This is a genomic window from Pseudarthrobacter adonitolis (assembly GCF_055412845.1).
The window spans coordinates 162,859-189,320 of sequence record NZ_JBVAYW010000007.1 but is presented as its reverse complement, the minus strand read 5'-3'; the positions used below and the strand labels follow the sequence as shown (position 1 = coordinate 189,320).

The 26,462-nt window shown below is 65.8% G+C and carries 29 protein-coding genes, 1 pseudogene and 1 riboswitch; of the genes and pseudogenes, 22 read left to right on the top strand and 8 right to left on the bottom strand.

Annotation, left to right across the window (positions count from 1 at the left end; genetic code table 11):
* Positions 1–250 precede the first annotated feature (250 nt).
* The 9 genes and pseudogenes from ligA to ACZYZ4_RS10405 all read left to right on the top strand — a co-directional run bounded on the left by ligA (position 251) and on the right by ACZYZ4_RS10405 (position 8,921).
* Positions 251–2,503 carry an NAD-dependent DNA ligase LigA gene (gene ligA / locus ACZYZ4_RS10445; RefSeq protein WP_463860571.1) on the top strand — a complete coding sequence of 751 codons (2,253 nt, stop codon included), beginning with the start codon at positions 251–253 and terminating at the stop codon, positions 2,501–2,503.
* Positions 2,500–3,318, top strand: a complete 819-nt coding sequence (locus ACZYZ4_RS10440; protein WP_463860569.1) for an inositol monophosphatase family protein — start codon at positions 2,500–2,502, stop codon at positions 3,316–3,318. The genes ligA and ACZYZ4_RS10440 overlap by 4 nt, the downstream gene beginning before the upstream one ends.
* A 26-nt stretch (positions 3,319–3,344) precedes the next feature.
* Complete coding sequence (locus ACZYZ4_RS10435) at positions 3,345–3,857, top strand: GNAT family N-acetyltransferase (RefSeq protein ID WP_463860567.1); 513 nt, start codon at positions 3,345–3,347, stop codon at positions 3,855–3,857.
* Positions 3,858–3,895: 38 nt separating this feature from the next.
* The gene (locus ACZYZ4_RS10430) at positions 3,896–4,279 is read left to right on the top strand and encodes a RidA family protein (protein ID WP_463860565.1); all 384 of its coding nucleotides are present in this window, start codon (positions 3,896–3,898) and stop codon (positions 4,277–4,279) included.
* A gap of 92 nt (positions 4,280–4,371) precedes the next feature.
* Positions 4,372–4,624, top strand: a pseudogene (locus tag ACZYZ4_RS10425) (citrate:proton symporter); the annotation flags it as partial.
* Between the two features lie 145 nt (positions 4,625–4,769).
* Complete coding sequence (gatC, locus tag ACZYZ4_RS10420) at positions 4,770–5,066, top strand: Asp-tRNA(Asn)/Glu-tRNA(Gln) amidotransferase subunit GatC (RefSeq protein ID WP_141940678.1); 297 nt, start codon at positions 4,770–4,772, stop codon at positions 5,064–5,066.
* Between the two features lie 2 nt (positions 5,067–5,068).
* Positions 5,069–6,628, top strand: coding sequence for an Asp-tRNA(Asn)/Glu-tRNA(Gln) amidotransferase subunit GatA (gene gatA / locus ACZYZ4_RS10415; protein ID WP_463860562.1), 1,560 nt, complete (start codon positions 5,069–5,071; stop codon positions 6,626–6,628).
* Complete coding sequence (gatB, locus tag ACZYZ4_RS10410; protein ID WP_463860560.1) at positions 6,628–8,136, top strand: Asp-tRNA(Asn)/Glu-tRNA(Gln) amidotransferase subunit GatB; 1,509 nt, start codon at positions 6,628–6,630, stop codon at positions 8,134–8,136. The genes gatA and gatB overlap by 1 nt, the downstream gene beginning before the upstream one ends.
* Before the next feature lie 173 nt (positions 8,137–8,309).
* Positions 8,310–8,921, top strand: a complete 612-nt coding sequence (locus ACZYZ4_RS10405) for a hypothetical protein (protein WP_463860558.1) — start codon at positions 8,310–8,312, stop codon at positions 8,919–8,921.
* 28 nt (positions 8,922–8,949) lie between these two features.
* On the opposite strand, the gene ACZYZ4_RS10400 is transcribed toward ACZYZ4_RS10405, so the two are convergent.
* Positions 8,950–9,861, bottom strand: a complete 912-nt coding sequence (locus ACZYZ4_RS10400) for a LysR family transcriptional regulator (RefSeq protein ID WP_463860556.1) — start codon at positions 9,859–9,861, stop codon at positions 8,950–8,952.
* A 136-nt stretch (positions 9,862–9,997) separates the two neighbouring features.
* On the opposite strand from ACZYZ4_RS10400, the gene tdh reads away from it, so the two are divergent.
* The 5 genes from tdh to ACZYZ4_RS10375 all read left to right on the top strand — a co-directional run bounded on the left by tdh (position 9,998) and on the right by ACZYZ4_RS10375 (position 15,543).
* Positions 9,998–11,044 carry an L-threonine 3-dehydrogenase gene (gene tdh, locus ACZYZ4_RS10395; RefSeq protein ID WP_463860554.1) on the top strand — a complete coding sequence of 349 codons (1,047 nt, stop codon included), beginning with the start codon at positions 9,998–10,000 and terminating at the stop codon, positions 11,042–11,044.
* A 9-nt stretch (positions 11,045–11,053) separates the two neighbouring features.
* The gene (locus ACZYZ4_RS10390; RefSeq protein ID WP_463860552.1) at positions 11,054–12,250 is read left to right on the top strand and encodes a glycine C-acetyltransferase; all 1,197 of its coding nucleotides are present in this window, start codon (positions 11,054–11,056) and stop codon (positions 12,248–12,250) included.
* A 67-nt stretch (positions 12,251–12,317) separates the two neighbouring features.
* Positions 12,318–13,436 (top strand): NAD(P)/FAD-dependent oxidoreductase, encoded by a 1,119-nt coding sequence (locus ACZYZ4_RS10385; RefSeq protein WP_463860550.1) that lies wholly within the window; start codon positions 12,318–12,320, stop codon positions 13,434–13,436.
* A 12-nt stretch (positions 13,437–13,448) separates the two neighbouring features.
* Positions 13,449–14,660, top strand: coding sequence for an imidazolonepropionase (hutI, locus tag ACZYZ4_RS10380; protein WP_463860548.1), 1,212 nt, complete (start codon positions 13,449–13,451; stop codon positions 14,658–14,660).
* 94 nt (positions 14,661–14,754) lie between these two features.
* Positions 14,755–15,543, top strand: a complete 789-nt coding sequence (locus ACZYZ4_RS10375) for a DeoR/GlpR family DNA-binding transcription regulator (protein WP_463860546.1) — start codon at positions 14,755–14,757, stop codon at positions 15,541–15,543.
* Positions 15,544–15,560: 17 nt separating this feature from the next.
* Here the strand turns inward: ACZYZ4_RS10375 and ACZYZ4_RS10370 are convergent, their stop codons facing one another.
* Positions 15,561–16,241 carry a histidine phosphatase family protein gene (locus ACZYZ4_RS10370; protein ID WP_463860544.1) on the bottom strand — a complete coding sequence of 227 codons (681 nt, stop codon included), beginning with the start codon at positions 16,239–16,241 and terminating at the stop codon, positions 15,561–15,563.
* A 97-nt stretch (positions 16,242–16,338) separates the two neighbouring features.
* On the opposite strand from ACZYZ4_RS10370, the gene ACZYZ4_RS10365 reads away from it, so the two are divergent.
* Positions 16,339–17,118 carry a CPBP family intramembrane glutamic endopeptidase gene (locus ACZYZ4_RS10365; protein WP_463860542.1) on the top strand — a complete coding sequence of 260 codons (780 nt, stop codon included), beginning with the start codon at positions 16,339–16,341 and terminating at the stop codon, positions 17,116–17,118.
* Positions 17,119–17,242: 124 nt separating this feature from the next.
* On the opposite strand, the gene ACZYZ4_RS10360 is transcribed toward ACZYZ4_RS10365, so the two are convergent.
* Positions 17,243–17,881, bottom strand: a complete 639-nt coding sequence (locus ACZYZ4_RS10360; protein WP_185263043.1) for a VOC family protein — start codon at positions 17,879–17,881, stop codon at positions 17,243–17,245.
* 312 nt (positions 17,882–18,193) lie between these two features.
* Here ACZYZ4_RS10360 and ACZYZ4_RS10355 point away from each other — a divergent pair, with 312 nt between their 5' ends.
* The 4 genes from ACZYZ4_RS10355 to metX all read left to right on the top strand — a co-directional run bounded on the left by ACZYZ4_RS10355 (position 18,194) and on the right by metX (position 20,462).
* Entirely contained in the window at positions 18,194–18,385 is a 192-nt protein-coding gene (locus ACZYZ4_RS10355; RefSeq protein WP_463860590.1) for a PLP-dependent transferase, read from the top strand.
* Positions 18,378–18,563, top strand: a complete 186-nt coding sequence (locus ACZYZ4_RS10350; RefSeq protein ID WP_463860539.1) for a PLP-dependent transferase — start codon at positions 18,378–18,380, stop codon at positions 18,561–18,563. Before ACZYZ4_RS10355 ends, ACZYZ4_RS10350 begins: the two co-directional genes overlap by 8 nt.
* Positions 18,529–19,122, top strand: coding sequence for a PLP-dependent transferase (locus ACZYZ4_RS10345; protein ID WP_463860538.1), 594 nt, complete (start codon positions 18,529–18,531; stop codon positions 19,120–19,122). The genes ACZYZ4_RS10350 and ACZYZ4_RS10345 overlap by 35 nt, the downstream gene beginning before the upstream one ends.
* Positions 19,123–19,218: 96 nt before the next feature.
* Positions 19,219–19,333: riboswitch (SAM riboswitch) on the top strand.
* A 13-nt stretch (positions 19,334–19,346) separates the two neighbouring features.
* A complete protein-coding gene (gene metX / locus ACZYZ4_RS10340; RefSeq protein WP_463860536.1) occupies positions 19,347–20,462 on the top strand; it encodes a homoserine O-acetyltransferase MetX in 1,116 nt (371 codons plus the stop codon).
* Between the two features lie 96 nt (positions 20,463–20,558).
* Here the strand turns inward: metX and ACZYZ4_RS10335 are convergent, their stop codons facing one another.
* From ACZYZ4_RS10335 to ACZYZ4_RS10320, 4 genes are read right to left on the bottom strand one after another with little or no spacing between them, the layout of a single operon-like run.
* On the bottom strand, positions 20,559–21,089 hold the full coding sequence (locus tag ACZYZ4_RS10335; protein WP_463860534.1) for a hypothetical protein: 531 nt from the start codon (positions 21,087–21,089) through the stop codon (positions 20,559–20,561).
* Positions 21,090–21,121: 32 nt separating this feature from the next.
* Positions 21,122–21,454 carry a DNA glycosylase AlkZ-like family protein gene (locus ACZYZ4_RS10330; RefSeq protein WP_463860532.1) on the bottom strand — a complete coding sequence of 111 codons (333 nt, stop codon included), beginning with the start codon at positions 21,452–21,454 and terminating at the stop codon, positions 21,122–21,124.
* Between the two features lie 57 nt (positions 21,455–21,511).
* Positions 21,512–21,988 (bottom strand): DNA glycosylase AlkZ-like family protein, encoded by a 477-nt coding sequence (locus ACZYZ4_RS10325; RefSeq protein ID WP_463860530.1) that lies wholly within the window; start codon positions 21,986–21,988, stop codon positions 21,512–21,514.
* A gap of 12 nt (positions 21,989–22,000) precedes the next feature.
* Positions 22,001–22,849 carry an SGNH/GDSL hydrolase family protein gene (locus ACZYZ4_RS10320; protein ID WP_463860588.1) on the bottom strand — a complete coding sequence of 283 codons (849 nt, stop codon included), beginning with the start codon at positions 22,847–22,849 and terminating at the stop codon, positions 22,001–22,003.
* A 94-nt stretch (positions 22,850–22,943) separates the two neighbouring features.
* Here ACZYZ4_RS10320 and ACZYZ4_RS10315 point away from each other — a divergent pair, with 94 nt between their 5' ends.
* Positions 22,944–23,594 carry an alpha/beta hydrolase gene (locus ACZYZ4_RS10315; protein ID WP_463860528.1) on the top strand — a complete coding sequence of 217 codons (651 nt, stop codon included), beginning with the start codon at positions 22,944–22,946 and terminating at the stop codon, positions 23,592–23,594.
* Between the two features lie 72 nt (positions 23,595–23,666).
* Here ACZYZ4_RS10315 and ACZYZ4_RS10310 read toward each other — a convergent pair whose 3' ends face one another.
* Positions 23,667–23,900, bottom strand: coding sequence for an RNA-binding S4 domain-containing protein (locus ACZYZ4_RS10310; protein WP_463860526.1), 234 nt, complete (start codon positions 23,898–23,900; stop codon positions 23,667–23,669).
* A gap of 33 nt (positions 23,901–23,933) precedes the next feature.
* Between ACZYZ4_RS10310 and ACZYZ4_RS10305 the strand changes: the two genes are divergently transcribed.
* Positions 23,934–24,947: a DMT family transporter gene (locus ACZYZ4_RS10305; protein WP_463860524.1), complete on the top strand. Its 1,014-nt coding sequence runs from the start codon at positions 23,934–23,936 to the stop codon at positions 24,945–24,947.
* 128 nt (positions 24,948–25,075) lie between these two features.
* Positions 25,076–26,461, top strand: coding sequence for a glycine--tRNA ligase (locus ACZYZ4_RS10300; protein ID WP_160678738.1), 1,386 nt, complete (start codon positions 25,076–25,078; stop codon positions 26,459–26,461).
* The last annotated feature ends 1 nt before the right edge of the window (position 26,462 follow it).

The following is a 26,462-nucleotide window of genomic DNA, read 5'->3' as shown; positions in this document are numbered from 1 at the left end:
GGCGAATGGTCCGGCACGCACACCGCGGCTCTGAACCAGGTCATCCAGGCGCTGAAGGATGCCGGCCAGAAGGCCACCAAGAACGCCAACGAGCAGGACCAGGCTTCACGCTAACGGCAGAAGCTCTAACGCGGGGGCCCGGACACAGCACAGTGCCGGGCCCCCGCGGCATTTAATGGCGGGGCACAGCGGCACGGCAGCACGGTGGGCTTTTGGGCGCAATGTCGGGGCGGTAAGGCAAGATAGGTCTGTGAGCACAGCACCGGGCCCCGCAGAGGAAACAGTAAACAGCACTGAAGAACTAACCGAGCCGGACGCCGTCCCCGCCGGGTCAGTGCGTGAAGAATATGAAAACCTGACGGATCTGGTAAGGAAGTACCGCTTTGCGTATTACCAGGAGGACGAACCCCTGGTCTCCGACGCCGAATTCGACGAATTGTTCCGGCGCCTCGAGGAGATCGAGGCACTGCATCCCGAGCTGGTAGCCAATGATTCGCCTACGCAGGAGGTTGGCGGGGAAGTCTCGGCCGCGTTCGCCGCCGTCGAACATTTGCAGCGTATGTACAGCCTCGAGGACGTCTTTTCCCTGGAGGAGCTGGAAGCCTGGATCACCAAAGCCGAGGCCGGCGTCAACAAGCTGGGGGACACCGCCCAACTCGCGTGGCTCACGGAACTAAAGATTGACGGGCTCGCGGTCAACCTCTTGTACCGCGACGGGAAACTGGTCCGGGCGGCCACCAGGGGTGACGGAACCACGGGTGAAGACATCACCCACAACGTCCTGACGATCAAGGAAATCCCGACGGAACTGACGGGCACCGGCTTTCCCACAGAGGTGGAAATCCGAGGCGAGGTCTTTATCCCTTCCAAGGCCTTTGCGGAATTTAATGAGGCACTGATCGAAGCCGGCAAGGCGCCGCTCGCCAATCCCAGGAATGCCGCCGCCGGTTCGATCAGGCAGAAGGATCCTGCGGAAACTGCCAAGCGTCCGTTGCGGATGTTTGTCCACGGAATTGGTGCGCGCCAAGGGCTGGAAACCCTGAGCCAGTCCCAGACCTACGCCGTGCTGGAACAGTGGGGACTTCCCGTCAGCCCGTACTTCGAGGTTCTCGCGGGCCTGCCGGAGATCCTTGCCTTCATCAAGCGCTATGGCGAGCAACGGCACAACCTCATGCACGAAATCGACGGCATTGTGGTCAAAGTCGATGATCTCGCTACCCAGCGTGCCCTGGGCTACACCACCCGGGTGCCGCGGTGGGCTGTGGCGTACAAGTACCCGCCGGAAGAAGTCCACACGAAACTGCTGGACATTGCAGTCAACGTCGGGCGCACCGGACGGGTAACCCCGTTCGGCATCATGACGCCCGTCAAGGTGGCCGGGTCCACCGTGGAGATGGCCACGCTGCACAACCAGGACGTCGTCAAGGCCAAGGGTGTGAAGATCGGCGACATCGTTGTCCTGCGGAAAGCCGGGGACGTCATTCCGGAAATTGTGGGGCCGGTGCTCGCCCTGCGCGACCAGCAGAAACCGCCGGTGCGGGACTTCGTGATGCCCACAGAGTGCCCTGCTTGCGGCACACCTCTCGCCCCGGCCAAGGAAGGGGACGTGGACATCCGCTGTCCCAACGCCCGCTCCTGCCCTGCGCAGCTTCGGGAGCGGGTCTTCCACATGGCCGGGCGTGGCGGATTTGATATCGAGGCCCTGGGCTGGGAGGCAGCCATAGCGCTGACCCAGCCGGCCGAGCCGGAAGTGCCGCCGCTGGTCTCTGAGGCGGCACTGTTCGATCTCACGCCCCAGGACTTGGCAGGCGTCCGGATCCGGCGCGAAAAGCGTTCCAAAGGCGTGGCCACCGGCGAGTTCGAGCTGGTGCCGTATTTCTACAGCAAAGGCACCGCAAAGTCTCCGTCGAAGCCCACCGCCACCACGGACAAACTGTTCAAGGAGCTCGAAAAAGCCAAGACCCAGCCGCTGTGGCGGGTGCTCGTTGCCCTGTCCATCCGGCATGTTGGTCCCCGCGCCTCACGCGCCCTGGCCACGGCGTTCGGCACCATGGACGGCATCCGGAACGCCTCCGAGGAAGACCTGGCCCATGTGGATGGCGTCGGCCCCACCATCGCCGCTGCGCTGAAGGAATGGTTCGCCGAGGACTGGCACGTGGAAATAATTGACCGCTGGGCCGCGGCCGGAGTCCGCATGGAGGACGAGCGCGACCAATCCATGCCGCGGACCCTGGAGGGGTTGACCATTGTGGTTACCGGCTCCCTGCCGAACTTCAGCCGGGACGAGGCGAAGGAATCCATCCTCATCAGGGGCGGCAAAGCGGCCGGTTCAGTCTCCAAAAACACCAGCTACGTCATTGCCGGCGCGAACGCAGGCACCAAACTGGACAAAGCCGAACAGCTCGGAATTCCCGTGCTGGACGAAGACGGCTTCCGGGAACTCCTTGCGATCGGCCCTGCTCCCGAAGCGACGTCCACAGAATCAGAAGAGGCGGCCGAATGAGCCACCCTGACCTTAACGCCGAACTGCTTGCGGTGGCCAAGCAAGCGGCCGCCGCCGGCGCCGCAGTGCTGGCTTCCCGAAATGGCGAGGCCCTGGACATCAGCAACAAAGGCGACGCCGGAGACTGGGTGACGGCCTTTGATGTCGCCGCAGAGAATGCGGTTCGGGATGCCATCACGGCTGCCCGGCCACAGGACACCATCACGGGGGAGGAGCATGGCACCACACGGCCCGCTGCCCCCACCGGATATCGCTGGTCCATCGACCCGCTGGACGGTACCACCAACTTCATCCGGAACATCGTCTACTACGCCACCTCCGTGGCAGTGACGGATTCCGACGGCGTCTGGCTGGCCGGCGTCGTCAACGCCCCGGCGCTGGGCCGCGTCTACTATGCATCCCGCGGCCAGGGTGCGTGGCTGGAAGAAGGCGGCCGGGTGACCCGGCTTCAGGGCCCGGCGCCGGACCGCGCCGGGCAGATCCTCGCCACTGGCTTCAGTTACGACCCCGCCATCCGCTCCGAGCAAGCTGCGCTGCTGGGCAGCCTGATGGACGGATTCGCCGACGTCCGTCGGCTGGGCTCCGCAGCGCTGGACCTCTGCATGGTGGCTGACGGGACCCACGACGCCTACGGCGAACGCGGGCTCAACGAACATGACTTCTCCGCCGGCGCCCTGATTGCGGAGGAAGCCGGTTGCTGGGTCCGGCGTCCCCGGCTGGCCAGTCCGCTGGACGGCGGACCCGCCGTCGAGGACAGGCTCGCCGCCTGGACCTGCGCCGGGACCTTGGCGCTGTCCGGCAAGTTTCCGCTGTGACGCCGCTGCGCCACTAGCATTGTCAGGTGCAACCGCAAATAACCATCCGACCGGCCGTTGAGGCAGACTTCCAGGCCATCGCCAGAATCACCGTGGACTCGTACCTGGCAGCAGGCTACTTCGACAGCGCGGACCATCCGTATATGCAGCAGATCCAGGATGTTGCCGCCCGTGCGGCGAAGGCCACGATCTGGGTAGCCGAACGTGACCGGAAGGTGGTGGGTTCCGTGACCCTGGCGCTGGCAGGTGAACCGTTTGCCGACATCGCCCTGCCGGATGAGCTGGAGTTCCGGATGCTGGTGGTGGATCCGGCGGTGCAGCGCGGCGGCGCGGGCAAGGCCATGGTGGAGGCCATCATTGAGCATGCGAAATCGCTGGAGGGGATCACCGGCGTGGCCCTCACCACCGGGGGGACCTGGGAGAGCGCCCATGGCCTCTACCGGAAGACAGGCTTCAAACGCGTCCCCGAGCGTGACTGGCTGATTCCGGGCACCGACATAAAGCTGCTGGTTTACCGGCTTCACGTCCAGCCAACCTAAAGTGGTGCCGACTCATTTTCGGCACTGAAAGGCCCACCATGCGCAAAACATTCGGCACCGGCTCCGTCTGGGAGCAGACCCTCGGCTACTCCCGCGCCGTCCAGGTGGACAATACGCTCTACATTTCCGCCACGGCCGCCAGCGGCGAAGACGGCATTGTGGGCGAGGACTTTTACACGCAGACCCAGTACATCTTGCAGAAGCTCGGGGTGGTCCTGGCCGAGGCCGGCTTCAGTTTCGAAGACGTGGTCCAGTCCAAGCTGTACCTGACGGACATCAGCAAATGGGAAGAGGCCGGCCGCGCCCACGGCGAAGTCTTCGGCGAGATCCGCCCCACGCTGTCACTCGTGCATGTCCTGCCGTTCCTTGACCCGAAGATGCTCGTCGAAATCGAGCTCGTGGCCCAGAAGAGAGCCAACTAGGCACCGTCCCTCCCGCCTCCGCCCCACGCGAACTGGCAGAAAATACCTCAGATCCGCATTTTGAAGGTATTAGCTGCCAGTTCGCGCATGGGTGGGGGCGGATGCCAGTGCTCAGCGAGACGGCCGCGCACTACGGAATCAGCGCCGCGGAGATGGCGCGCGCCTCCATCACCGGCCAGCCGTTCCACCTGCAGAGCCCGCTGGTTCCGGCCATCCTCCTGCTCGTTTCATTGGCCAAGGTGGACCTCGGCGACCACCACAAAAAGGTACCTGTGGCGCACCGCGGTGGTTTCCCTCGTCATGCTGGGTGTGGGAATGCTGACTGGAGCCATTGGGATCGGTTAGTCTGTAGCTGCCTGTGGCTGGCCCTTGTGGCCGGGACCACGGCACCGATGTGCCCGTCTGACGCCCGCTGGGGGTCGTCAGACGGGCACTGACGTTTCCCCACTAGACTGGTTCGGAAAACAATCCGAACCTGCAGGGGAGATCCATGGCTGCGATCAACCGTGACGACGTCGCGCACCTCGCGCGGCTCGCTCACATCGAGATGAGTGCTGAAGAGCTGGACAGGATGGCTGGCGAACTCGCCGTCATCGTTGATTCAGTGAAGTCCGTGAGTGAAGCCGCCGGTGACGACGTCCCGGCAACCTCCCACCCGATCCCGCTGACCAACGTGTTCCGCGAGGACGTTGTGGGCCACACCTTCACCGCGGAGCAGGCACTCTCGGGAGCTCCGGATTCCGATGAGAACCGTTTCAAGGTCCCGGCAATCCTGGATGAGGCATAACCATGACTGACACCCACGAACTCATCCGCCTGTCCGCCGCGCAGCTGGCCGGCATGCTGGCGGCCGGCGAGGTCACCTCCGTCGAGGTCACGCAGGCATACCTGGACCGGATCGCAGCTGTCGACGGCGGCGAACGCGGCGTGAACGCGTTCCTGCACGTCAACACCGAGGAAGCACTCGCCGTCGCCGCCGAGGTGGACGCCATCCGTGCCGCCGGCGGTGCCGCGGCCGAGGAACTCCACGAACTCGCCGGTGTGCCGATTGCGGTCAAGGACCTCATTGTCACCATCGGCCAGCCCACCACGGCAGGCTCCAAGATCCTGGAGGGCTGGCACAGCCCCTACGACGCCACGGTGGTCAAGCGCCTCCGTGCCGCCAAAATGCCCATCCTGGGCAAGACCAACCTGGACGAATTCGCTATGGGTTCCTCCACGGAACACTCGGCCTACGGCCCCACCCGCAACCCGTGGGACCTGGACCGGATCCCCGGCGGTTCCGGCGGCGGTTCGGCTGCTGCCGTTGCTGCTTTCGAGGCCCCGCTGGCCCTGGGCACGGACACCGGCGGATCCATCCGCCAGCCCGGCGCCGTCACCGGAACCGTGGGAGTCAAGCCCACCTACGGCGGTGTTTCCCGCTACGGTGCCATCGCCATGGCTTCCTCGCTGGACCAGATCGGCCCCGTTTCCCGAACCGTCCTGGACTCGGCGCTGCTGCACCAGGTCATCGGCGGGCATGATCCCTTTGACTCCACGTCCCTGCCCGATCCCCTGGAAGACCTCGTCGCCGCGGCCCGAGTGGGCAACGTCGACGGCATGCGGATCGGCATCATCAAGGAACTCCACGGCGAGGGCTACCAGACCGGCGTCGAGAACCGTTTCAACGAATCCCTGGAACTGCTCAAGCAGGCCGGCGCGGAAATCGTTGAAGTGTCCTGCCCCAACTTCCAGTACGCGCTTGGCGCCTACTACCTGATCATGCCGTCGGAGGCCTCCTCCAACCTGGCAAAGTTCGACGGCGTGCGGTACGGACTGCGTGTCCTGCCCGAGGACGGACCCATGACGATCGAACGCGTTATGGGTGCCACCCGCGCCGCCGGCTTCGGGGACGAAGTCAAGCGCCGCATCATCCTTGGCACCTACGCCCTGAGCGCCGGCTACTATGACGCCTACTACGGCTCGGCCCAGAAGGTCCGCACCCTGGTCCAGCGTGACTTCGAGGCCGCGTTCGCGCAGGCCGACGTCCTGATCTCTCCCACGGCGCCCACCACGGCGTTCAAGCTCGGGGAGAAACTCAATGATCCGCTGGCGATGTACCTCAACGATGTCGCCACCATCCCCGCCAACCTGGCCGGCGTCCCCGGGCTGACCCTGCCGGGCGGCTTGGCTGACGAAGACGGCCTTCCCGTCGGCATCCAGCTGCTCGCTCCGGCCCGCGAGGATGCCCGGCTTTACCGGGTAGGTGCGGTACTGGAATCCTTGCTTGAGGCACAGTGGGGCGGCCCGCTCCTGGACCGTGCGCCGGCGTTGGTTGGGACCCTTGTTGCAGCCAAGGAGGCAAAATAATGAGCACTGACGCAACCCTGAGCTTCGAAGAGGCCATGGAGAAGTACGATCCCGTCCTGGGGTTTGAGGTTCACGTGGAACTCAACACCAAGACCAAGATGTTCTCCTCCGCGCCCAACGTCTTCGGCGACGAGCCCAACACCAACGTCAACGAGGTGGACCTGGGCATGCCCGGCGTGCTGCCGGTGGTGAACAGGATCGCGATCGAGTCCTCGATCAAGATCGGCCTTGCCTTGAACTGCAAGATCGCTGAATCCTGCACGTTTGCCCGGAAGCAGTACTTCTACCCGGACACGCCCAAAAACTTCCAGACGTCACAGTACGAGGACCCGATCGCCTACGACGGCTACCTGGACATCGAACTCTCCGACGGGACTATCTTCCGCGTTGAGATCGAGCGTGCCCACATGGAAGAGGACGCCGGCAAGCTGACCCACATGGGCGGGGCCGCCGGCCGCATCCAGGGTGCCGACTTCTCGCTGGTGGACTACAACCGCTCCGGCGTTCCGCTGGTGGAGATTGTCACTAAGCCCATCGAGGGTGCCGGTTCCCGCGCCCCCGAGCTGGCCAAGGCCTACGTGGCCGCCGTCCGGGAGATCGTCAAGAACCTTGGCGTCTCGGACGCGAAGATGGAACGCGGCAACGTGCGCTGCGACGCGAACGTGTCGCTGCGTCCACACGGCCGCGAACGCTTCGGCATCCGCTCCGAAACGAAGAACGTCAACTCGCTGCGCGCCGTCGAACACGCCGTCCGCTACGAGATCCAGCGGCACGCAGCCGTCCTGGACGCCGGCAACCCGGTCATCCAGGAAACGCGCCACTGGCACGAGGACACGCGCACCACCACCTCGGGCCGTCCCAAGTCGGACGCCGATGACTACCGCTACTTCCCGGAGCCCGACCTGGTTCCGATCGTTGCGTCGCGGGAATGGGTAGAGGAACTCCGCGCCACGCTGCCCGAGCCGCCGGCTGCCCGCCGCAAGCGTCTGCAGGCTGACTGGGATTACTCGGATCTGGAATTCCGCGACGTCGTCAACGCCGGCGTTATGGATGAGATCGAGGAAACCATCGCGGCCGGCGCATCGGCTTCCGTGGCCCGTAAGTGGTGGATGGGCGAGATCGTTGGCCGTGCCAAGAACGCCGACGTCGATCCCGGCCAGCTGGGCGTGGAGCCTGCCACCATCGTGGAGCTGAACCAGCTGGTGGAGAACGGCAAGATCAACAACAAGATGGCCACCGAGGTCCTGGACGGCGTGCTCGCCGGGGAAGGCACCCCGGCGGAGATCGTGGCGAAGCGCGGCCTCGCCGTCGTTTCTGACGACGGCCCTCTCCTGGAAGCCATCGACGCAGCCCTGGCCGCGCAGCCGGACGTCGCGGACAAGATCCGCGGCGGCAAGATCCAGGCGATCGGCGCGATCGTCGGCGGCGTTATGAAGGTTACCCGCGGGCAGGCCGACGCCGGCCGCGTCCGCGAGCTGATCCTGGCGAAGCTCGGCGTCGAGGGCTAAGTCGAAGGTAGCCACCTGATTTAGCCCAACTGGGTCGCAGTAAGTGCGACCCAGTTGGGCTTTCAGTACTCACATCCGGCCGCGCCAAAGTACCCGTGTTCACTGGGGGTCCGCGGTTCTACACTGAAGGTCCAGGGCGCCGGTGCCCTGCGCACACTGTGGGAGGTCTGGTCATGTCAGTTCGCGAGCCGCTGAGGATCCGCAAGGCATTGCTGGCTGGCGTCGTGGCGCTGGCGCTGACCGGCACCGGTGTCGCCATCGCCTGGTCCGCCACGGACACGCCGTCGCCGTCGCCGACCGCCTCCGCGCCGGGGAAGTCGGATAAGGCCCCGGGCCAGGATAAGCCGGACAAGGCCCAGCGCCCGCAGCACCTGCACAGCGAAAGCGTGGTGAAGAAGGCGGACGGGACGTTCGAAACGGTGCTGAGCCAGCAGGGCTCCGTGGACGCCGTCAGCGAAACCTCGGTCACCGTCAAGAGTGAGGACGGCTTCACCCAGACCTACACCGTCAACGCGGAGACCAGGATCATCAAGTTCCCTGCCCCGGCCGCGGACGGTTCGCCGGCAACGGGCAACGACGGCAAACGGCTGAAGCGCTCAGAGGTCACCATCGCGGAAATCGCCACGGGCGAGGCCGTCAGGGTCTCCGGCGTAAAGAGCGGCAACAACGCCACCGCCCGGCAGATCGTGGAAGGCGCCGGCACGGGTCCGGGCCTTGGCCTCGGGAAAAGCATGGGCAAGGGTCACGGCCACGGGCTGGGCAAGCTCAGGGGACCGTGGAAGTGACAGCTGACCCGTCGCGACCCAGTTGGTCTTAGCCCTGTTCCACCAGCCCGGTCATGATCGCCTGCAGCGCCTCGCACACAATCATCACCGAGCGGCGCTTCAGGTTCTCCGGGCGGGCGAGGATATCGATCCGCCGCCGGGTACTGATGCCCTCGAGAGGCCGCAGCACGATGCCCGGGTTGAGCACGGGCCGCGCCGTGTGCCGCGGCAGCAGGCCCACCACACCACCCGCCGCCACCAGCGCGGCCACGGTGGAGTAGTCGTTGATCCGGTGGACGATGTTCAGCTCCTTGCTGGAGACGGCCGCGACGGCGGACAGCACGTCCGCGGGGGAGTAGCCGGTGTGGCTGGTCACCCACGGTTCGCCCACGACGTCGGCCGCGGCCACTGTGTCCTGGCTGGCCAGGCGATGTTCTGCCGGCAGGGCCACGTCCAGCGGTTCGTGCGCCAACGGGATCACCGCAACCCGTTCCTCCGGCCAGCGCGGGCTGTGGTCCATCCGGTGCGCCAACACCAGGTCGTAGCGCGCCGTGAGCGCCGGGAAGTCCTGCTGCGCCACGTCCTCGTCGGAGAGCTGGATTCTCGGCTGGCCGGCCGCGTCGAGCATGCGTGCAAGCGGCGCGAACAGCGCCTGGCCCGCGCTGTGGAAACCGCTGATGGTCACGGGACCAACGGGCGAGCCGTGATAGGCGCCGATCGCCGTCCGGGCGTCCGCCATGGCAGTGACGACGGCGGCACCTGCATCGGCGAGCACCTGGCCGGCTTCGGTCAGGACCAGATTGCGGCCCTCTTTCCGCGTCAGCGGGACCTCGACGTTCCGCTGCAGCAGCGCCAGTTGCTGGGACACGGCGGAGGGCGTCACCATGAGAGTCTCCGCGACCGCCTTGACGCTGCCGAGGGCGCCGAGTTCCCGGAGGATTTCCAGCTGATGAATTTCCATCCGTCCAGTCTATACATTAGCGAACACTACATCGTCGATTGAGAAAATACTGCTTGTGCTAATGCTTCGAAAATGGCTCTAATAAAGGGAGCCCACACCCGCAGGCCGCGGGTCGCTGCCAACAGTCAGGAAGCCAATGAAGGCACTCTATAAGTCCGGCGCACACGCCGGGTTCGAGCTGGTTGACCGCCCCGAGCCCGAAGCCAGCACCAACGACGTCAAGATCCGAGTCATGACTACCGGGATCTGCGGCACGGACCTGCACATCCAGTCCTGGGACGCCTGGGCGCAGGGCATGATCGAGGCGCCGCTTATCGCCGGCCACGAGTTCTACGGTGAAGTAGTGGATATCGGCGACGGCGTCCGCGACGTCAAAGTGGGGGACCGGGTGTCCGGCGAGGGCCACGTGGTCTGCGGGATCTGCCGGAACTGCCGCGCGGGGCGCCGCCAGATGTGTATCCATACCGTCAGCGTCGGCGTGCAGCGGGACGGCGCCTTCGCCGAGTACGTGGTCATCCCCGAGACCAACGTCTGGGTCCACCAAGATCCCTCCATCACCCCGGAGCTCGGCGCGATTTTCGATCCGTTCGGCAATGCCGTGCACACCGCCCTTAGCTTTCCCCTGGTGGGCGAGGACGTGCTGATCACGGGTGCCGGGCCCATCGGACTGATGGCCGTTGCGGTGGCCCGACACGCCGGTGCGCGCAAGATCGCCATCACCGATGTCTCCAAGCCACGGCTCGAGCTGGCGCGTCAGCTGGGCGTGGACCTTGCCATCGACGTCTCCACCACGCGCGTCAAGGCTGCCCAGCGTGAACTCGGCATGCGGGAGGGCTTCGACATCGGGATGGAAATGTCCGGCCACCCCACGGCCCTGCCTGAGATGATCGAGAACATGAACCACGGCGGCCGGATTGCCATGCTCGGCCTTCCCAGCCAGGAAATCACCATCGACTGGGGCAAAGTGGTCACGCACATGCTGACCCTGAAGGGCATCTACGGCCGGGAAATGTATGAGACCTGGTACGCCATGAGCGCCATGCTCTCCTCCAACCCCGTGCTGCACGCCGGCATCTCAGCGGTGGTGACAGACAAGCTTCCCGCCGCAGAGTGGGAACAAGGATTCGACACCGCCCGCGCCGGCGGCGGCGGAAAAGTTGTCCTTGACTGGACCGAACTCTAAAGGAGCACCATGTACACCTCCATCAAGGACCAGCTGCAGACTGAGCTGGACGACATCCGCACCGCCGGGCTCTTCAAAACCGAGCGCAGCATCAACTCCCCGCAGTCCAGCCACGTCACGGCAGGGCAGGTCGGCCAGCCCGGCGCCACAGTCCTGAACTTCTGCGCCAACAACTACCTGGGCCTCGCGGACCACCCGGACATCATCGCCGCCGCGAAGTCAGCCATGGACTCGCGGGGCTTCGGCATGGCGAGTGTCCGCTTCATCTGCGGCACCCAGGACCTGCACCTGGAACTGGAAGCCAGGGTCTCCAGGTTCCTCGGCACGGAGGACACCATCTTGTTCTCCAGCTGCTTTGATGCCAACGGCGGCGTTTTCGAATCCCTCTTCGGCCCCGAGGACGCCATCATCTCCGATGCCCTCAACCACGCCTCCATCATCGACGGCATCCGGCTCTGCAAGGCCCAGCGGTTCCGCTACGCCAACCAGGACATGGCGGACCTCGAGGCCAAGCTTGTTGAAGCGAAGGATGCGCGGCGCAAGATCATCGTCACGGACGGCGTGTTCTCCATGGACGGCTACCTGGCGCCGCTGGAGGCCATCTGCGACCTCGCCGAGAAGCACGACGCCCTGGTGATGGTGGACGATTCCCACGCCGTCGGCTTTATGGGTGCCACCGGTGCCGGAACCCCGGAGCACGCCGGGGTGTCCCAGCGCGTGGACATCTACACCGGAACGTTCGGCAAGGCCCTGGGCGGCGCGTCCGGCGGCTACGTGTCCGGCCGCAGTGAAGTGGTAGCCATGCTCCGCCAGAAAGCGCGCCCGTACCTGTTCTCCAACTCCCTGGCCCCCGCGATCGTCGCCGCGACCATCAAGGCGCTTGACCTGGTGGAGAACTCCGGTGACCTGAGGACCCGGCTGTTCGAGAATGCCCGGCTGTTCCGCCGCCGGATGACCGATGAGGGCTTCGAACTCCTGGACGGCGAACACGCGATTGTTCCCGTGATGTTCGGGGATGCCGTGATGGCCGCCAACTTGGCGGACCAGATGCTCCGGCATGGAGTCTTCGTCACCGCGTTCAGTTTCCCGGTAGTCCCGCGCGGCGCCGCCCGGATCCGTGTGCAGCTTTCAGCGTCGCACTCAGAGGACGACGTCGAAGCGTGCGTGGGTGCGTTCGTCGCCAGCCGTGCCGCAGTAGCGGGTTAACCCAGCCGCGCTAAACCCCCAGAGGGCGCCCGGCGCGGCCGCCGAGCAACTCTGCAAGGATGGAGCCATGGCAGCACACTACGACGTCCTGATTGTGGGCGGCGGCATCGCCGGCCTGTCCCTGGCGTCCGCGCTCGCGGGCAGCTGCAGCGTGGCGCTGGTGGAGGCGGAGCAGGAGTTGGCGTACCACACGTCCTCCCGCTCCGCCCGCCAGCTTATTCCGAGTTACGGCCCTGAGGTGGTCCAGGGACTCACGGTCCGGACCCTGGAGCTGATGGCGGCCCGGGACGCGCAACTGCCCGAACCTGTCCTGACGCCGCGGAGTTTTATGCTCATCGGCACCGAGGAGTCCGTCCGCGCCGAGGCCAGCGGCCACATGAGTCCCATCACGCATGACCGGGCACTGGAGCTCTGCCCTGCGCTGGTGCCCGGGGCTTTCTCCGCCGCAGGCCTGGACACCGGATCCTTCGGCTGCAACGCCCCGCTGCTGCTGGCCGACCACCGGCAGCGTGCAGAGGCCGCCGGCGCCGACATCATCACTGGGGCGCGGGTGCATTCCGCCCAGCGGCTGGGCTCGGGCTGGGAGATCGGGGCCGGGCAGGAGGCCTTTGAGGCCGGTGTGCTGGTCAACGCGGCCGGCGCCTGGGCCGATGAGATCGCCGTGATCAGCGGCGTGGAGAAGCTCGGGCTGCAGCCGTACCGGCGCACTGCGGCGATTGTCGACGTCGAACATCCCCTGCCCGGGCACAGCCCTATGGTGGCGGCGGCGGACCACACGTTTTATTTCCGCCGGGAGGGCACCGAGGTGCTGATCTCGCCGTCGGAATCGGTACCCAGCGGACCCGAGGACGCCAGGCCGCGGCCCGGCGATATTGAGCGGCTGATCGTGAAGCTCAACCAGCTGACCACGTTGGGAATCCGCGGAGTCCGGAGCACGTGGACGGGTCTCCGGACCGAGGCAGCCGACGGCGTCCCGGTGGCCGGTTTCGACGCCGAAGCCCCCGGGTTCTACTGGCTTGCCGGTCAGGGCGGGTACGGTTTCCAGACCTCCGCGGCCATGGCGGAGCTTGCCGCCGGGCAGATCCTGGCCGGACAGGGCGCCGGGCACAGCGCCGGTGCGGCCCACCATCCGGCATCCCGGACAGCGGAGGCGCTGTCCGCCACGCGCTGGTCCATCCGGCGCTGAACAATGGAACCCATGAGCACCCTGATCACCAACATCGCCGAGCTGATGACCCAGGACCTGGAACACCGCGTCCTTAAGAATGCCGCCGTAGTGATCGAGGGCGAACGGATCGCCTGGCTCGGTTCCGCCGCGGATGCGCCGCCGGCTGACGACACAGTGGACGCCGGCGGCCGGGCCGTGTTGCCTGGCTGGGTGGATTCGCACACGCACCTGGTCTTCGCCGGCGACCGCACTGCGGAGTTCGAGGCGCGGATGGCAGGGGAGTCGTATTCGGCCGGGGGCATCGCCGTAACCATGGACGCCACCCGGCGCGCGTCCGATTTCGACCTCACCCGGCTGGCAATGACGCGCGTGTCCGAGGCCGTATCGCAGGGCACCACCTACCTCGAAACCAAGACCGGGTACGGGCTGGACATTGAGCACGAGGCCCGGAGCGCCCGGATCGCCTCCACTGTCGCAGACGAAGTCACCTACCTCGGCGCCCACCTGGTCCCCGCGGGCACCGATGCGGAGGCCTACACCGATCTCGTCTGCGGGCCCATGCTGGAAGCCGTCCGGCCGTACGTCCGGTGGGCGGATGTGTTCTGCGAGGAAGGCGCCTTCACCGCGGAGCAGTCCCGCCGTGTGCTGAAGGCGTGCCGGGCCGCCGGACTGGGGATCCGCGTCCACGGCAACCAGCTCGGCGAGGGTCCCGGCGTGCAGCTGGCGGTGGAACTCGGGGCAGCCAGCGTGGACCACGTGAACTACCTGTCGGCCCGTGATGTGGCGGCGCTGGCGGACAGCTGGTCCGGCTGGAACCCGGGAACCGGCAGTGGTGCCCGCGGCACCGTCGCAACCTGCCTCCCCGCGTGCGATCTCTCCACCCGGCAGCCGCTGGCCCCGGGGCGTGAACTGTTGGACGCGGGGGTGCAGGTGGCGCTGGCCTCCAACTGCAACCCGGGTACCTCGTACACCAGCTCCATGGCGTTCAACGTGGCTACGGCCGTGCTGCAGATGCGCTTGAGCGTCCACGAAGCGGTGCGTGCCGCAACCTATGGAGGTGCGCTGGCGCTGCACCGGGAGGCGGGGCACGACGCCGACGGCGTACGGGCGGTGGGTTCGCTCGCCGTCGGGCACCGGGCAGACCTGCATATGCTCAACGCCCCCTCAGCCACGCATCTCGCTTACCGCCCGGGCATGCCGCTGACGCACGCTGTGTGGCGGGCCGGAGTGCGGGCACGGTAGCCAGGCTCCGATTTGTGACGCAAAATGATTGTTGTGGACTGTTATGATCAGATAACGTCATATTCTGGTGACTTTTTGACGCTGAAAGGCCCCCATGACCCGCACTGACCGCCTGACGGCCATCCTGGATATCCTTGCCAGAACCGGCCAGGTGGAGGTGGAAGAAATCGTGGGCACGCTGGGAGTATCGCCGGCCACGGCACGGCGTGATCTGGACAGCCTGGCCAAGCGACGGCTGCTGACCCGCACCCGGGGCGGTGCCACCACCGGCGCCCTGGCGTACGACCTCCCCGGCCGTTATAACCGTGACGACCACGCCGAAGCCAAGGAACAGATCGCCCAGGCGGCGTCGGCGCTCATTTCACCCGGAGCGGTGATCGGGCTCTGCGGCGGTACCACCAGCACCGCCCTCGCACAGATCCTGGCAACGCGGGAGGACCTCAATGCTCCCGCCAACCAGCCCACCCTGACGGTGGTTACGAACGCCATCAACATCGCTGCGCAGTTGGCTGTCCGCCCCAACATCAAGGTCATGGTGACCGGCGGCATCCTGAACCCCCGCTCCTACGAACTGGTGGGCCCGTACACCGACATCATCATGCAGAAGGTGGTCATGGACATCGCCTTCATTGGCGTGAATGGCATCGACCCCGAGGTGGGCCCAACGAACACGGGGGAGGGTGAAGCGTCCGTGAATGCCCTGCTGGCCAGCCGGGCCCGGGTTTCCTATGTCCTGGCCGACTCCTCCAAGGTGGGCGTCAGGGCCTTTGCCACCATGGACGGCTACGCGTTCAACCGCCTGATCACCGACTCCGGTATCTCCGCCGAGGACAAAGCCGCGTTCGAAGCCAATGGCACCGAAGTGATCGTGGCCCCGCACTAAGCGACCGGCAACAACCCCTAGAAGATGACCGGCGGCGCATCCAAGACGGTCTCGTCCACCCGGCGGTCCACCCATTGGCTGAACGGAATATCGAGTTCGTACTTGCCCAGGTCGGTGCGCAGAAGCGTCCGCACCGCGGCATTGTCCGGATTGTTGAGTGATTCGAAATACTCCACCGACCAGTGGAACCAGCGCATGCAGAACAGGCGCATGGTGAGTCCGTGGGTCACCAGCAAGGTGTTGGGGGCGTAGTCCGGCTTGGACCAGTGGCGGTACAGCGTCTCCATGAACGAGGAGATCCGGTCGTAGACGTCGGAGCCGGATTCGCCCTCCCGGAACCGGTAGAAGAAATGGCCGTAGGCGTTGCGGAGTTCCTTCTGGTCCTCGATGTCGCCGGTGATCTGGAAATTGGCCCAGTCCTGCTCACGGAGGCGCGGTTCTTCGATCACCCGTTCGGTGTGGTTGCCAAGGTTGAGTGCCTCCAGCGTCTGGTGCGCCCGGAGGTACGGCGATACATAAACGCAGACCTGCCGACCGTCCAGCTCGCGGCGGATCCGTTCCCCGGCTGCCGTGGCCTGCGCCAGGCCCTGGGCAGTCAGCGGAATCCGGTAGTCCGGGACCCTGTTGTAGATGGACGTATCGACATTGGCCGCGGACTGGCCGTGCCGGATCATAAAGATTTTCCCTGGCGCGCTCATACCCAAGCATAAGTGCCGCCGCGGGTGCAGGGCCCCGTCCAGGGGCCGGGCCGCCAGTAATCAGCGAAGATCCAGAAACTACAGGCAAGATGGAACCATGTTGGTTCCCTCGCGCCGTCGGCTGCGGATCGAAGTCTGGATTGTGCTGGGTCTTTCCTTGGGACAGTCCGCCGTCTACTCGGTGGTGCAGCTGCTCGACAAGGTGACGCGTGCACCGCTGGCCGAAGGCACGTCCACGCTGAACCGGTCACAGAGCACGCGTGAATACTTCGACCTGACCTACCAGCTGCTGGACATCATTTTCGCCCTGGTGCCCGTGCTGCTGGTCATCTACTTCCTCACGGACCAGCGGCAGTCCGGCACCGGCGTGGGCAGCCAGGCCAGTTCGGCCTTTCGGAAGCTGGGCTTCAACTTCGCGAGGCCGGGCCGCGACCTGCTGCAGGGACTCGGCCTCGCGGCGCTGATCGGGATCCCGTCGCTGGGCCTCTACGCCGCGGGACGTGCCCTGGGCATCACCACCGCCATCATCCCCAGCGCACTCGACTCGTACTGGTGGACCGTGCCCGTCCTGATTCTGTCCGCGCTGCGGCACGCCGTGGTGGAGGAGGTCATCGTGGTGGGCTATCTCCTGGACCGCTTCGGCAAGTTCGGCTGGAGCGTGCCTCTGGCCATCTTCACCAGCTCCATGCTTCGCGGCAGCTACCACCTGTACCAGGGATTCGGACCGTTCATCGGCAACGCCGTGATGGGTGTGGTGTTCGCCTGGCTCTACACCAGGACCAAGCGGGTTATGCCTCTGGTCATCGCGCATGCGCTGCTGGACATCGTGGCCTTCGTTGGGTTCAGCCTCTTCGGCCGGGCGGTGGGCCTGGGGTAGGAGAGCCGCGGTTCCCGTGCAGGTCACGTGCACATAAGCCGGTCCGGCTTAAAGGATTCGGCCGCCATCGGTGGGTGGCATCATTGGCACCCGCTGATGGCGGCCGAAGCTATTGAATGTGCAATCAGATGGTGACTGCGCCCGTAGCGGTTTCGAAGGTCACTGACAGGATGCCGGGGGTTCCATGCGGAGCCACCCAGTCAACGGCCACATCCTCCAGCGGCTTCTCGACGGGTTCGCCCAGCCATTCCGTCACGCGTGCGGCGGAACCGGCTATGGTCAGGCAGCTCATCTTGACGTTGCTCTCATAGGCGTTGGACGGGTGCAGAGCGGGGTCGCCCTCCCACTTGAGCATGTACGGGACCTGCGGGTCCGCGATCAGGCCCAGGATGCCGATCTGCTTCCAGACCAGCTCGCGGCCGTCCGGGAACTTGCGGTTGCCGTTGACGGCAGCACGGCCCAGGCGGTCTTCGAACGGAGCGAGGTCGTCCACTTCGACGCACCAGCCCATCCAACCGCCGCCGGCTTCGGACCGCGCCCGGACAGCCTGCCCGAAGGGAGCCTTGTCCGATGCCGGGTGGTTCAGGACCTCCACGACTTCCAGGTATTTGTGGCCGGCGAGGGGAATGATCATGTTCCGGGTTCCAAACCGGGGGTGCACTCCACCCTTCACGGCTTCAACGCCGAGGGCGGACGAAATACGTTCGGTGGTGGCAACGAGGCCATCTTGTTCACAGGCGTAAGAGACGTGATCCATGCGCATGCCATCATCTTGGCACTTTGTGATCCGGCTCTCAGCTAAGGGCAGCCTTACCGGATTCTGTTGCGTCACGAGTGGACATTCCGCCGGGAAGCAGGAGAAGGAGCGGCCGGGTGACCACGTTCGTCATAATCCTGTTTCCGTCAGGGATGTCTTCCTAGACTGAACGCAACCGAGCAGTGCCACGCCACGTCAAGGAGCATCGAACGTCGAACGGATGGTCTTTCGAAACCCGCCAGATCCACGCTGGCCAGGAACCGGACAGCGCCACCGGCGCACGGGCGCTTCCGATTTACCAGATGACCTCTTTCGAGTATTGCCAGCCTGGAGGGCGGGCTCGCTGCACTGCTGCTGAGCTCGGGACAGGCCGCTGAAACCTTTGCCATCCTGAACGCTGCCGAGGCCGGTGACCACGTCGTGGCCAGCCCCAGCCTGTACGGCGGGACGTATAACCTCTTGGCGCACACCCTTAAGAAAGTTCGGCATCTCCGTCACGTTTGTGGCTGACCCGGACAACCTGGACCATTGGCGCGATGCCGTCCAGCCCAATACCAAGCTCTTCTTCGCCGAAGTGGTCTCCAACCCCCGCCAGGACGTGCTGGACATCGAGGGTGTGTCCCGGACCGCCCACGACGCCGGTGTGCCCCTCGTTGTGGACAACACCGTCTCCACGCTACGCCCGTGACCTTGGGGCCGGCGGAGCCCTCGGCGCCAATCTGTCCTACATCCTGAAGGCCCGCGTCCAGCTGCTGCGCGACCTCGGCTCGGCAGTGTCACCCTTCAACCTTCCTCATCGCCCAGGGCCTGGGGACGTTGAGCTGCGGGTGGAGCGCCACGTGGCCAATGCGATGGACGTCGCGGAGTGGCTTGAGGCAAGGGACGACGTCGAATCCGTCGCCTATGCAGGGCTGGCCTCCAGCCCTTGGTACGAGCGCGGCCGCAAATACGGCCCCGAAGGCACCGGCGCGGTGGTCGCGTTCAACTTGGCCGGCGGCGCAGAGGCCGGGAAGCGCTTCGTGGATGCCCTGGAGCTGCACTCCCATGTGGCCAACATCGGGGACGTCCGTTCACTGGTGATCCACCCGGCACCAACCACGCACAGCCAGCTTTCACCCGCGCAGCAGGCCATCGCCGGGGTCACTCCGGGACTCGTCCGTCTGACCTTGGGCATCGAACACATCGATGACATCCTGGCCGACCTCGAAGCCGGCTTCCGGGCGGCCAAGAGGCGCAGCGGAGCCTAACAAAGACGCGGCAGGCCAGGGGCGGTAGGGACCCCGCAAAGTCACACCCAGTCACACGCTTAGCAATAGTCCGGGGCTGTTCGTACACTCGAAGCAGGTCATGAGTGCCAGCGACAGCCCCGGCTTGCTGGCCGGCAACCCTCTTTCGCGGCGGGGTGCCCCGGGTGAGGACCTGGCCTGCCGGTCAATTGACGGTGGGCAAGTGCGTAGAAAAGGTCCTTTCCATGACGATTACGATTTCCCGAACCGCAGTCCCCGGGAACGGTGTGGTCCGTTACGCCAGCATCGGTGGCCTCGAGCTTGAGGCCGGCGGTTACCTCCCGGAGGTCACGCTCGGCTATGAAACGTGGGGCACTCTCAACGCGGACGGCTCTAACGCCGTCCTGATTGAGCACGCCCTGACCGGAAGTACCCATGTGACGCGGGGCGACAGTGACGAGCCCGGCTGGTGGGAACAGCTGGCCGGACCCGGTGCGCCGGTGGACACGGACCGGTTCTATGTGGTCTCCATCAACATTGTGGGCGGCTGCTACGGCTCCACCGGACCGTCCTCGGCTGCCCCGGACGGCAACCCGTGGGGGTCCCGCTTTCCTTTGGTGACACTGCGCGACACAACGGCGGCTGAGGCCAGGCTGGCCGACCAGCTGGGCATTCCGAACTGGTATGCCGTGCTGGGCGGCTCCATGGGCGGCGCGCGGGCCCTGGAGTGGGCGGTCACCTACCCCGAACGGGTTCAGCGTTGCGCCGTTATCGCGATCGGTGCCGCCAGCACGGCCGAGCAGATTGCGTTCGCCCAGGCGCAGACGCTGGCCATCCGCCAGGACACCAATTTCAACGACGGCGACTACTACGGCGGTCCGCTGCCCGAGGACGGCCTGGCCCTGGCACGGCGCATTGCGCATATCACCTACCGCTCCGCAGAGGAATTCGATGGGCGCTTCGGACGGTCGGCCCAGCACCCGGAATCGCCGTTCCAGGCGGCAGCGTTGGCGGAACGGGGGCGCTACCAGGTAGAAAGCTACCTGGACCACCAGGGCAAAAAGCTGGTGCGGCGCTTTGATGCCAACAGCTACATCGCCATCACCGACGCCCTGATGAGCCACGACGTCTGCCGCGGGCGGGGTTCCCTGAACGCGGCCTTGGGCCGGGCCACCGCCAGGTTCTTCGTGGCCGCAGTGGACAGTGACCGGCTGTACTTCCCGTCCCAGTCCCGTGAGCTGGCTGACGCGCTCCCGGGCGACGTGGACGTCCACGTCATTGAGGCTCCGATCGGCCACGACGGCTTCCTGACCGAGATCGGCCAGCTCGGCGCCCAGCTCCGGAACACGTTCCTGGTCTAAGCGCGAGGGGACACTTGAGGCCCTGCCTTTAAGTGCGAGAGGACACTTGAGCCCTCGGAGTCGGGGCCACAAGTGTCCGTTCGCGCTGTTAGGAGATCAGCCGTTCATGATGTCGGAGCGGCGCTTCATGTAATCCTCCATGGCCAGCTCACCGTTGCTGTACTGCTGGTCAAGTTCGGCCAGTTTCCGGGCACGGTATCCCTGCGGGCCCGACGGCGGCAGGGGAATGGCGGGGGCGGCAGGCTGCTGCGGTGCTTCCGCGCGCTGATCCGGCACCGGCTGACCGTTGGGTTGCGGCTGACCGTACGGCGGGAACTGCTGGTCTGCAGAAGGAATCGGCTGCATGGGTGGCAGCGGCTGGCTCGGCGGCAGGGGCTGCGGGCTCATGATCTGGCGGAAGCCGCCACTCATGTAATCCTGCTGCGTGTAGCCGTCACGGGGCTGTTTGTTCTGCGGTCCGGGGTACTGTTCGCTCCCCGGGTACTGCGCGCCGCCTGGAAACTGCTCGGGGTAGCGTCCGGTAAAGCTCTGCTCCTGGTTCCGTTTGTTGACGGATTTCCGGTACATCCGCATCGCCATCGGTATCACGAACGACAGAATGATGATCCAGAAAAACAAGCTGTTCACGGTGTAGCGCCTCTCATATGTGTCCTTCCAGCTTAACCCCGGAGCCCACTCGCACGGCCGGGATCCCCAGGAAGGCCCCATGCCGGTCCACGGCGTCCTGCCGGGAACGCCGGAGCGCTGCCACCCAGATAGTGCCGTGTTGCTGAATAGCCCATCACGTATTCGTCGTAGCACTGGATCAAGTCGATCCGAGGCCCGGCGGCAGACGTGGCATTGCTGCCGTCCGTACCGGCGTCGAAATAATGCACGACGCCGTCAATCACCGACGTTGCCAGCGTTTCGGGAGCTGCCGCCAGGGACTGTTGAAGGCCGAGCCGCACGTCGGACATGGTGAGCCCGGACCAATCGGCGCAGTCCTTGACCATGGCCGGGCCACGGCTGGTGAAGTAGCGCCGGACCAGCTCGCTGAGGCTGTTCCCGGGTCAGGTGGTGCCCGCCCGGACGGCTTCGGCCAGGACCTGCCCGCTCCGGTCAGCGGCGGCCGCATCAATCCCCGTCCGCCGGTACATGCCCCCGTTGCCCTGGTGAAGCCGCGGCGCGGACAAGGCCGTCAGCCAGCGAAGATCCTCCCGGTGCACAAAATGCCAGGTGGGCCGCAGGATATGGGTGCGCAGGATGCGCCCATCTGACACCGCCTGCTCCACGTCCATGGCAGTGGGCACGTGAGCGGCGGCAGGTGCACGATCAGGCGGGGCCTCGGAGGCAGCTCCAAGACCGTCGGTCCGTTGCGCCGGGCTCCAGCGGGCGTAGGGGAACTCCTGCGCCTGGACAGCCAGCAGGTGCCGGACGGCGTCCGCCGGGGAGCCCAGGCCGGGACCGCGCAGCCGTTGGGCGTGAAGCCGCCGCCGCACCACCTCATCAGGATCCGTGCCTGTCCGCGTGAGCTGTCCTTGGGTCACGGCGGCCCGCCGCTAGCGCCGGGCGTTGGTGGTGCCCAGCGGCCCCTCACCGGAACCCAACGGAACACCCGGGCCGAACACAGGGCCCGGCGTCGGGCGTTTTGCGGTGATTCCGTCGCCTGAGGAGCGGTGGCGCAACCGCCGCACCGCCCAGGGGACAAAGTACTCGCGGGCCCACACCAGGTCTTCGGAGCGGGCCGCCCGCCACGTGCGGGCGGGCACCGGCTTGGGCAGGAGCGGCTCGAGAGTGTGGTTCACGTTAAGCGATTCCAGCACCATGGCGGCGATGGTGTGGTGTCCCAACGGCGAAAAATGCAAGCGGTCCTCGTCCCACATCTGCGGATCATTCAGCTGCTTGAGCGACCACATGTCGGCGATGATGGCATCGTGGCGGGCGGCCACGGTGCGCAGGTTCTCGTTGTAGATCGCCACCTTGCTACGGATCCGTCCCAGGACCGAAGATCCGGTGTCCGGACCGTTGAACAGCACCACGGTGGCGCCGCCCATGGCCAGGATCTGGACCACCGAATCAAGTTTTTCGGCGAGGGCATCGGGGTCTCCGCCGGGCCTGATGAGATCGTTGCCGCCGGCGGAAAGGGTTATGAGGTCCGGCTTGAGCGCCAGGCACGGAGCGAGCTGCTGGTCCACGATCTGCTGCAGGAGCCGGCCGCGGACGGCAAGGTTGGCATAAGCGAAGTCCGCCTGGCCCCGGCCCAGTTCCTCGGCCACGCGGTCCGCCCAGCCGCGGAAGCCGCCGGGACTCGTTGGTTCCGGGTCGCCGATGCCCTCGGTGAACGAATCTCCCATCGCTACATAGCGGCCCCAGGGGTGGGCTGCCGTGGCTGTGGGCGGGCTCTGCATAGCTCTTGCGTCATTCACGGTCCTATCCTGCCTCCTCCCTCTCAAGCTACGCCACCGTAGGTAGCTACCGCCGGGTAACTGTCAGAATGGAACCATGACTGACGCCCAAGTATTTCCCGCCCCTGTTGTTCTGTGGTCCCGGCCGGAGGACCAGCGCTCCGGAAAGCCGCTGCTGGTACTGCTGCACGGCTACGGCGCCAACGAACAGGACCTCCTGAGCCTGGCGGATATGCTTCCCGAAGACTTTGTTGTTGCCTCACTCCGGGCGCCACTGGCCACGGGCCCGGGCTTTATGTGGTTCCCCCTGACGGCCTCCATCGAATACACGCTCGACGCCGTCAAGGCTGCAGCCGGTTACGTGCAGGACTGGATCGACACCGTCAAAGCCGACCACCCGACGGTGACGCTGCTCGGCTTTTCCATGGGAATGGCGATGGCCACCACGCTGCTCCGGCAGCGCCCCGCTGACTATGCCGCCGTCGTCGGGCTTTCCGGCTTTGTGGTCAACGCGGACGGGGACCCCACCTTCAAGGACGGCGAACTGGACGGCACAGTGCCGCTCTTCTGGGGCCGGGACCAGCAGGACCCCGTGATCACCCCCGACAGGATCGACTACACCATGGGCTGGGTGCGTGGGCACGTCAAGCTCACCAAGGTGCTCTACACAGGCATGTGGCACGGCATCAACCAGCAGGAAATCGGGCACGTCTCCGAGTTCCTGACGCACGAGGTGCTGAACAAATAAACGTACGACGGCGACCGGCGGCACAGTGCCGCCGGCCGCCTATGTTGTACTCGCCGAGTGACGCCTGCCAAATCACGCTTCCGGGGCCACGACCTGCACGGTCTGCCCGTTGACGGTGACGGTGTCGCCGTTGTGCAGCTGGCGCCCGCGGCGGTCGTCGATCGCGCCGTTGACCTTGACGAGTCCGTTCTTGATCAGCTCAGCGGCTTCCACGCCGTCTTCTACCAGGCTGGCGAGCTTCAGGAGCTGGCCAAGACGGATCATGCTGTCGCGGATGGGGATCTCTTGAATGTCCTGGTTGCTCATACAAGTAATGATGCCTGACGTAAGGTGAATCCAATGACCCACACCCCACGCCTGCCGCGGTTCGCGGGGCTCCCGCTGGCCGTCGGCGCGGGACTGGCCATTCCCGTCCAGGGCCGGATCAACGGCGCCCTCGGCGTCCGGCTCAACGACGGCATTGCCGCGGCCGTGGTGGGCTTCAGCGCCGGCCTGGTGGTGATGATCCTGATCTCCCTGATCCTGCCCAGCGGCCGCGCCGGTCTCGCCAGGATCCTGCCGGCGGTCCGGACGCGGGCGTTCCCGCCCGCGTACGTGCTGGCCGGTGGAATCGGTGCCCTATTTGTCTTCGCGCAGTCCTTCACCGTGGGCATCCTGGGCGTGGCACTGTTTACCGTCGCCGCCGTGACCGGGCAGACGCTGAGCGGCCTGCTGGTGGACCGGCTGGGCATCGGGCCTGCCGGCAAGCGGGCTGTGACTCCCATGCGGGTCATCGGGTGCGTGCTGACGGTTGCCGCCGTCGCATGGGCGGTTTCGCCGCGACTGGCCGGCTCGCCGGGCTCCCCGGGCGCTCCTGCGGAGGGAGCAGGTGGGCTGGAGGCCGTGGCTCTTCCGTTGATCCTCCCTGTCCTGGCCGGCTTCCTGATGAGTTTCCAACAGGCCATGAACGGGACGGCAACGGTCCACTACGGTTCGCCGATTGCCGCCACGCTGGTGAACTTCGTCGCCGGCTCGGTGTTCCTGTGGATTGCCTTGGCCATCAAGGTGGCCGTTGTTGGGCCGGGCAATCCGTTGCCAGCCGAGTGGTGGTACTACCTGGGCGGGCCCATGGGCTGCGTGTTCATCGGCCTGGGTGCGCTGCTGGTCCGCAGCCTGGGAGTGCTGGTGACCGGGCTCGGCATGATCGCCGGACAGCTCCTTGGCTCCCTGGGACTGGACCTTCTGGTGCCGGCCCCGGGAAGCATCGTGGCCCCGGCCACCGTCCTGGGCACACTGCTGACGCTGGCCGCCATCATCCTGGCCACACTGCCGTGGCCGCGGGGCGCCTTCCGGAGGCAGCGGCCGGTAGGCTAGGACACGCAGTTCTCTGCATCCTGTTCCTTCGCCCGCCCCGCCCGCACCCAGCGGTGATGCACCCACGTGCAGCGGGGTCAGATACCCGCGGACCGCACCCAGCGGCCCTGTAGAAATTGGAGTCCACCATGGCAGCAAAATCCGTACTCGACCAGGTCATTTCCCTTTCCAAGCGAAGGGGTTTTGTGTTCCAGGCCGGTGAAATCTACGGAGGCTCCCGCTCTGCCTGGGACTACGGACCCCTCGGCGCCGAGCTGAAGGAAAACATCAAGCGCCAGTGGTGGCAGTCCATGGTCCGCGGCCGCGAGGACGTGGTGGGCCTGGATTCCTCCGTCATCCTGCCCCGCCAGGTATGGGAAGCCTCCGGCCACGTCGACGTCTTCTCCGACCCGCTCGTTGAATGCCTTTCCTGCCACAAGCGCTACCGTGCTGACCACCTCGAGGAAGAGTACGAGGAAAAGAAGGGCCGCCCCGCCGAGAACGGCCTGAAGGACATTGCCTGCGTCAACTGCGGTACCCGCGGCGAATGGACCGAACCCCAGGAATTCTCCGGCCTGCTCAAGACGTTCCTCGGCCCGGTGGCCAGCGAGGAAGGCATGCACTACCTGCGCCCGGAAACGGCCCAGGGCATTTTTGTGAACTTCAGCAACGTACTCACCACGTCCCGCAAGAAGCCGCCGTTCGGCATCGGCCAGATCGGCAAGTCCTTCCGCAACGAGATCACACCCGGCAACTTCATCTTCCGCACCCGTGAGTTCGAGCAGATGGAAATGGAGTTCTTCGTTGAGCCCGGCACGGACGAAGAGTGGCACCAGTACTGGATGAAAGAGCGCATGTCCTGGTACACCGGCCTGGGCATCCGGGAAGAGAACCTGCGCTTCTTCGAACACCCGCTGGAAAAGCTGAGCCACTACTCCAAGGGCACCACGGACATCGAATACCGTTTCGGCTTCCAGGGCTCCGAATGGGGCGAGCTCGAAGGCATCGCCAACCGCACCGACTTCGACCTTTCCACGCACTCCAAGGCTTCCGGCCAGGACCTGAGCTACTTCAACCAGGCCACCAACGAGCGCTACACCCCGTACGTGATCGAGCCGGCTGCCGGCCTGACCCGTTCCTTCATGGCGTTCCTGGTCGATGCGTACACCGAAGACGAGGCACCCAACGCCAAGGGCGGCGTCGACGTCCGTACCGTCCTGCGCCTTGACCCGCGCCTGGCTCCCGTCAAGGCTGCGGTGCTGCCGCTGAGCCGCAACGAGGACCTCTCGCCGAAGGCCAAGGACCTGGGCGCGCAGCTGCGCAAGAACTGGAACATCGACTTCGACGACGCCGGCGCGATCGGCCGCCGCTACCGCCGCCAGGATGAGATCGGCACTCCGTTCTGCATCACCGTGGACTTCGACACCCTCGAGGACCAGGCCGTGACCATCCGTGAACGCGACACCATGAGCCAGGAACGCGTCTCGCTGGACAAGGTGGAAGGCTACCTGGCCGCCCGCCTGATAGGCGCCTGAG

Coding starts and splice junctions, on each gene's coding strand:
- ACZYZ4_RS10440 (WP_463860569.1), top strand. CDS start 2,500: ATGAGCCACCCTGACCTTAACGCCGAACTGCTTGCGGTGGCCAAGCAA.
- ACZYZ4_RS10430 (WP_463860565.1), top strand. CDS start 3,896: ATGCGCAAAACATTCGGCACCGGCTCCGTCTGGGAGCAGACCCTCGGC.
- gatC (WP_141940678.1), top strand. CDS start 4,770: ATGGCTGCGATCAACCGTGACGACGTCGCGCACCTCGCGCGGCTCGCT.
- gatA (WP_463860562.1), top strand. CDS start 5,069: ATGACTGACACCCACGAACTCATCCGCCTGTCCGCCGCGCAGCTGGCC.
- gatB (WP_463860560.1), top strand. CDS start 6,628: ATGAGCACTGACGCAACCCTGAGCTTCGAAGAGGCCATGGAGAAGTAC.
- ACZYZ4_RS10405 (WP_463860558.1), top strand. CDS start 8,310: ATGTCAGTTCGCGAGCCGCTGAGGATCCGCAAGGCATTGCTGGCTGGC.
- ACZYZ4_RS10400 (WP_463860556.1), bottom strand. CDS start 9,861: ATGGAAATTCATCAGCTGGAAATCCTCCGGGAACTCGGCGCCCTCGGC.
- tdh (WP_463860554.1), top strand. CDS start 9,998: ATGAAGGCACTCTATAAGTCCGGCGCACACGCCGGGTTCGAGCTGGTT.
- ACZYZ4_RS10390 (WP_463860552.1), top strand. CDS start 11,054: ATGTACACCTCCATCAAGGACCAGCTGCAGACTGAGCTGGACGACATC.
- ACZYZ4_RS10385 (WP_463860550.1), top strand. CDS start 12,318: ATGGCAGCACACTACGACGTCCTGATTGTGGGCGGCGGCATCGCCGGC.
- hutI (WP_463860548.1), top strand. CDS start 13,449: ATGAGCACCCTGATCACCAACATCGCCGAGCTGATGACCCAGGACCTG.
- ACZYZ4_RS10375 (WP_463860546.1), top strand. CDS start 14,755: ATGACCCGCACTGACCGCCTGACGGCCATCCTGGATATCCTTGCCAGA.
- ACZYZ4_RS10370 (WP_463860544.1), bottom strand. CDS start 16,241: ATGAGCGCGCCAGGGAAAATCTTTATGATCCGGCACGGCCAGTCCGCG.
- ACZYZ4_RS10365 (WP_463860542.1), top strand. CDS start 16,339: ATGTTGGTTCCCTCGCGCCGTCGGCTGCGGATCGAAGTCTGGATTGTG.
- ACZYZ4_RS10360 (WP_185263043.1), bottom strand. CDS start 17,881: ATGCGCATGGATCACGTCTCTTACGCCTGTGAACAAGATGGCCTCGTT.
- metX (WP_463860536.1), top strand. CDS start 19,347: ATGACGATTACGATTTCCCGAACCGCAGTCCCCGGGAACGGTGTGGTC.
- ACZYZ4_RS10330 (WP_463860532.1), bottom strand. CDS start 21,454: ATGGTCAAGGACTGCGCCGATTGGTCCGGGCTCACCATGTCCGACGTG.
- ACZYZ4_RS10320 (WP_463860588.1), bottom strand. CDS start 22,849: ATGCAGAGCCCGCCCACAGCCACGGCAGCCCACCCCTGGGGCCGCTAT.
- ACZYZ4_RS10315 (WP_463860528.1), top strand. CDS start 22,944: ATGACTGACGCCCAAGTATTTCCCGCCCCTGTTGTTCTGTGGTCCCGG.
- ACZYZ4_RS10310 (WP_463860526.1), bottom strand. CDS start 23,900: ATGAGCAACCAGGACATTCAAGAGATCCCCATCCGCGACAGCATGATC.
- ACZYZ4_RS10305 (WP_463860524.1), top strand. CDS start 23,934: ATGACCCACACCCCACGCCTGCCGCGGTTCGCGGGGCTCCCGCTGGCC.
- ACZYZ4_RS10300 (WP_160678738.1), top strand. CDS start 25,076: ATGGCAGCAAAATCCGTACTCGACCAGGTCATTTCCCTTTCCAAGCGA.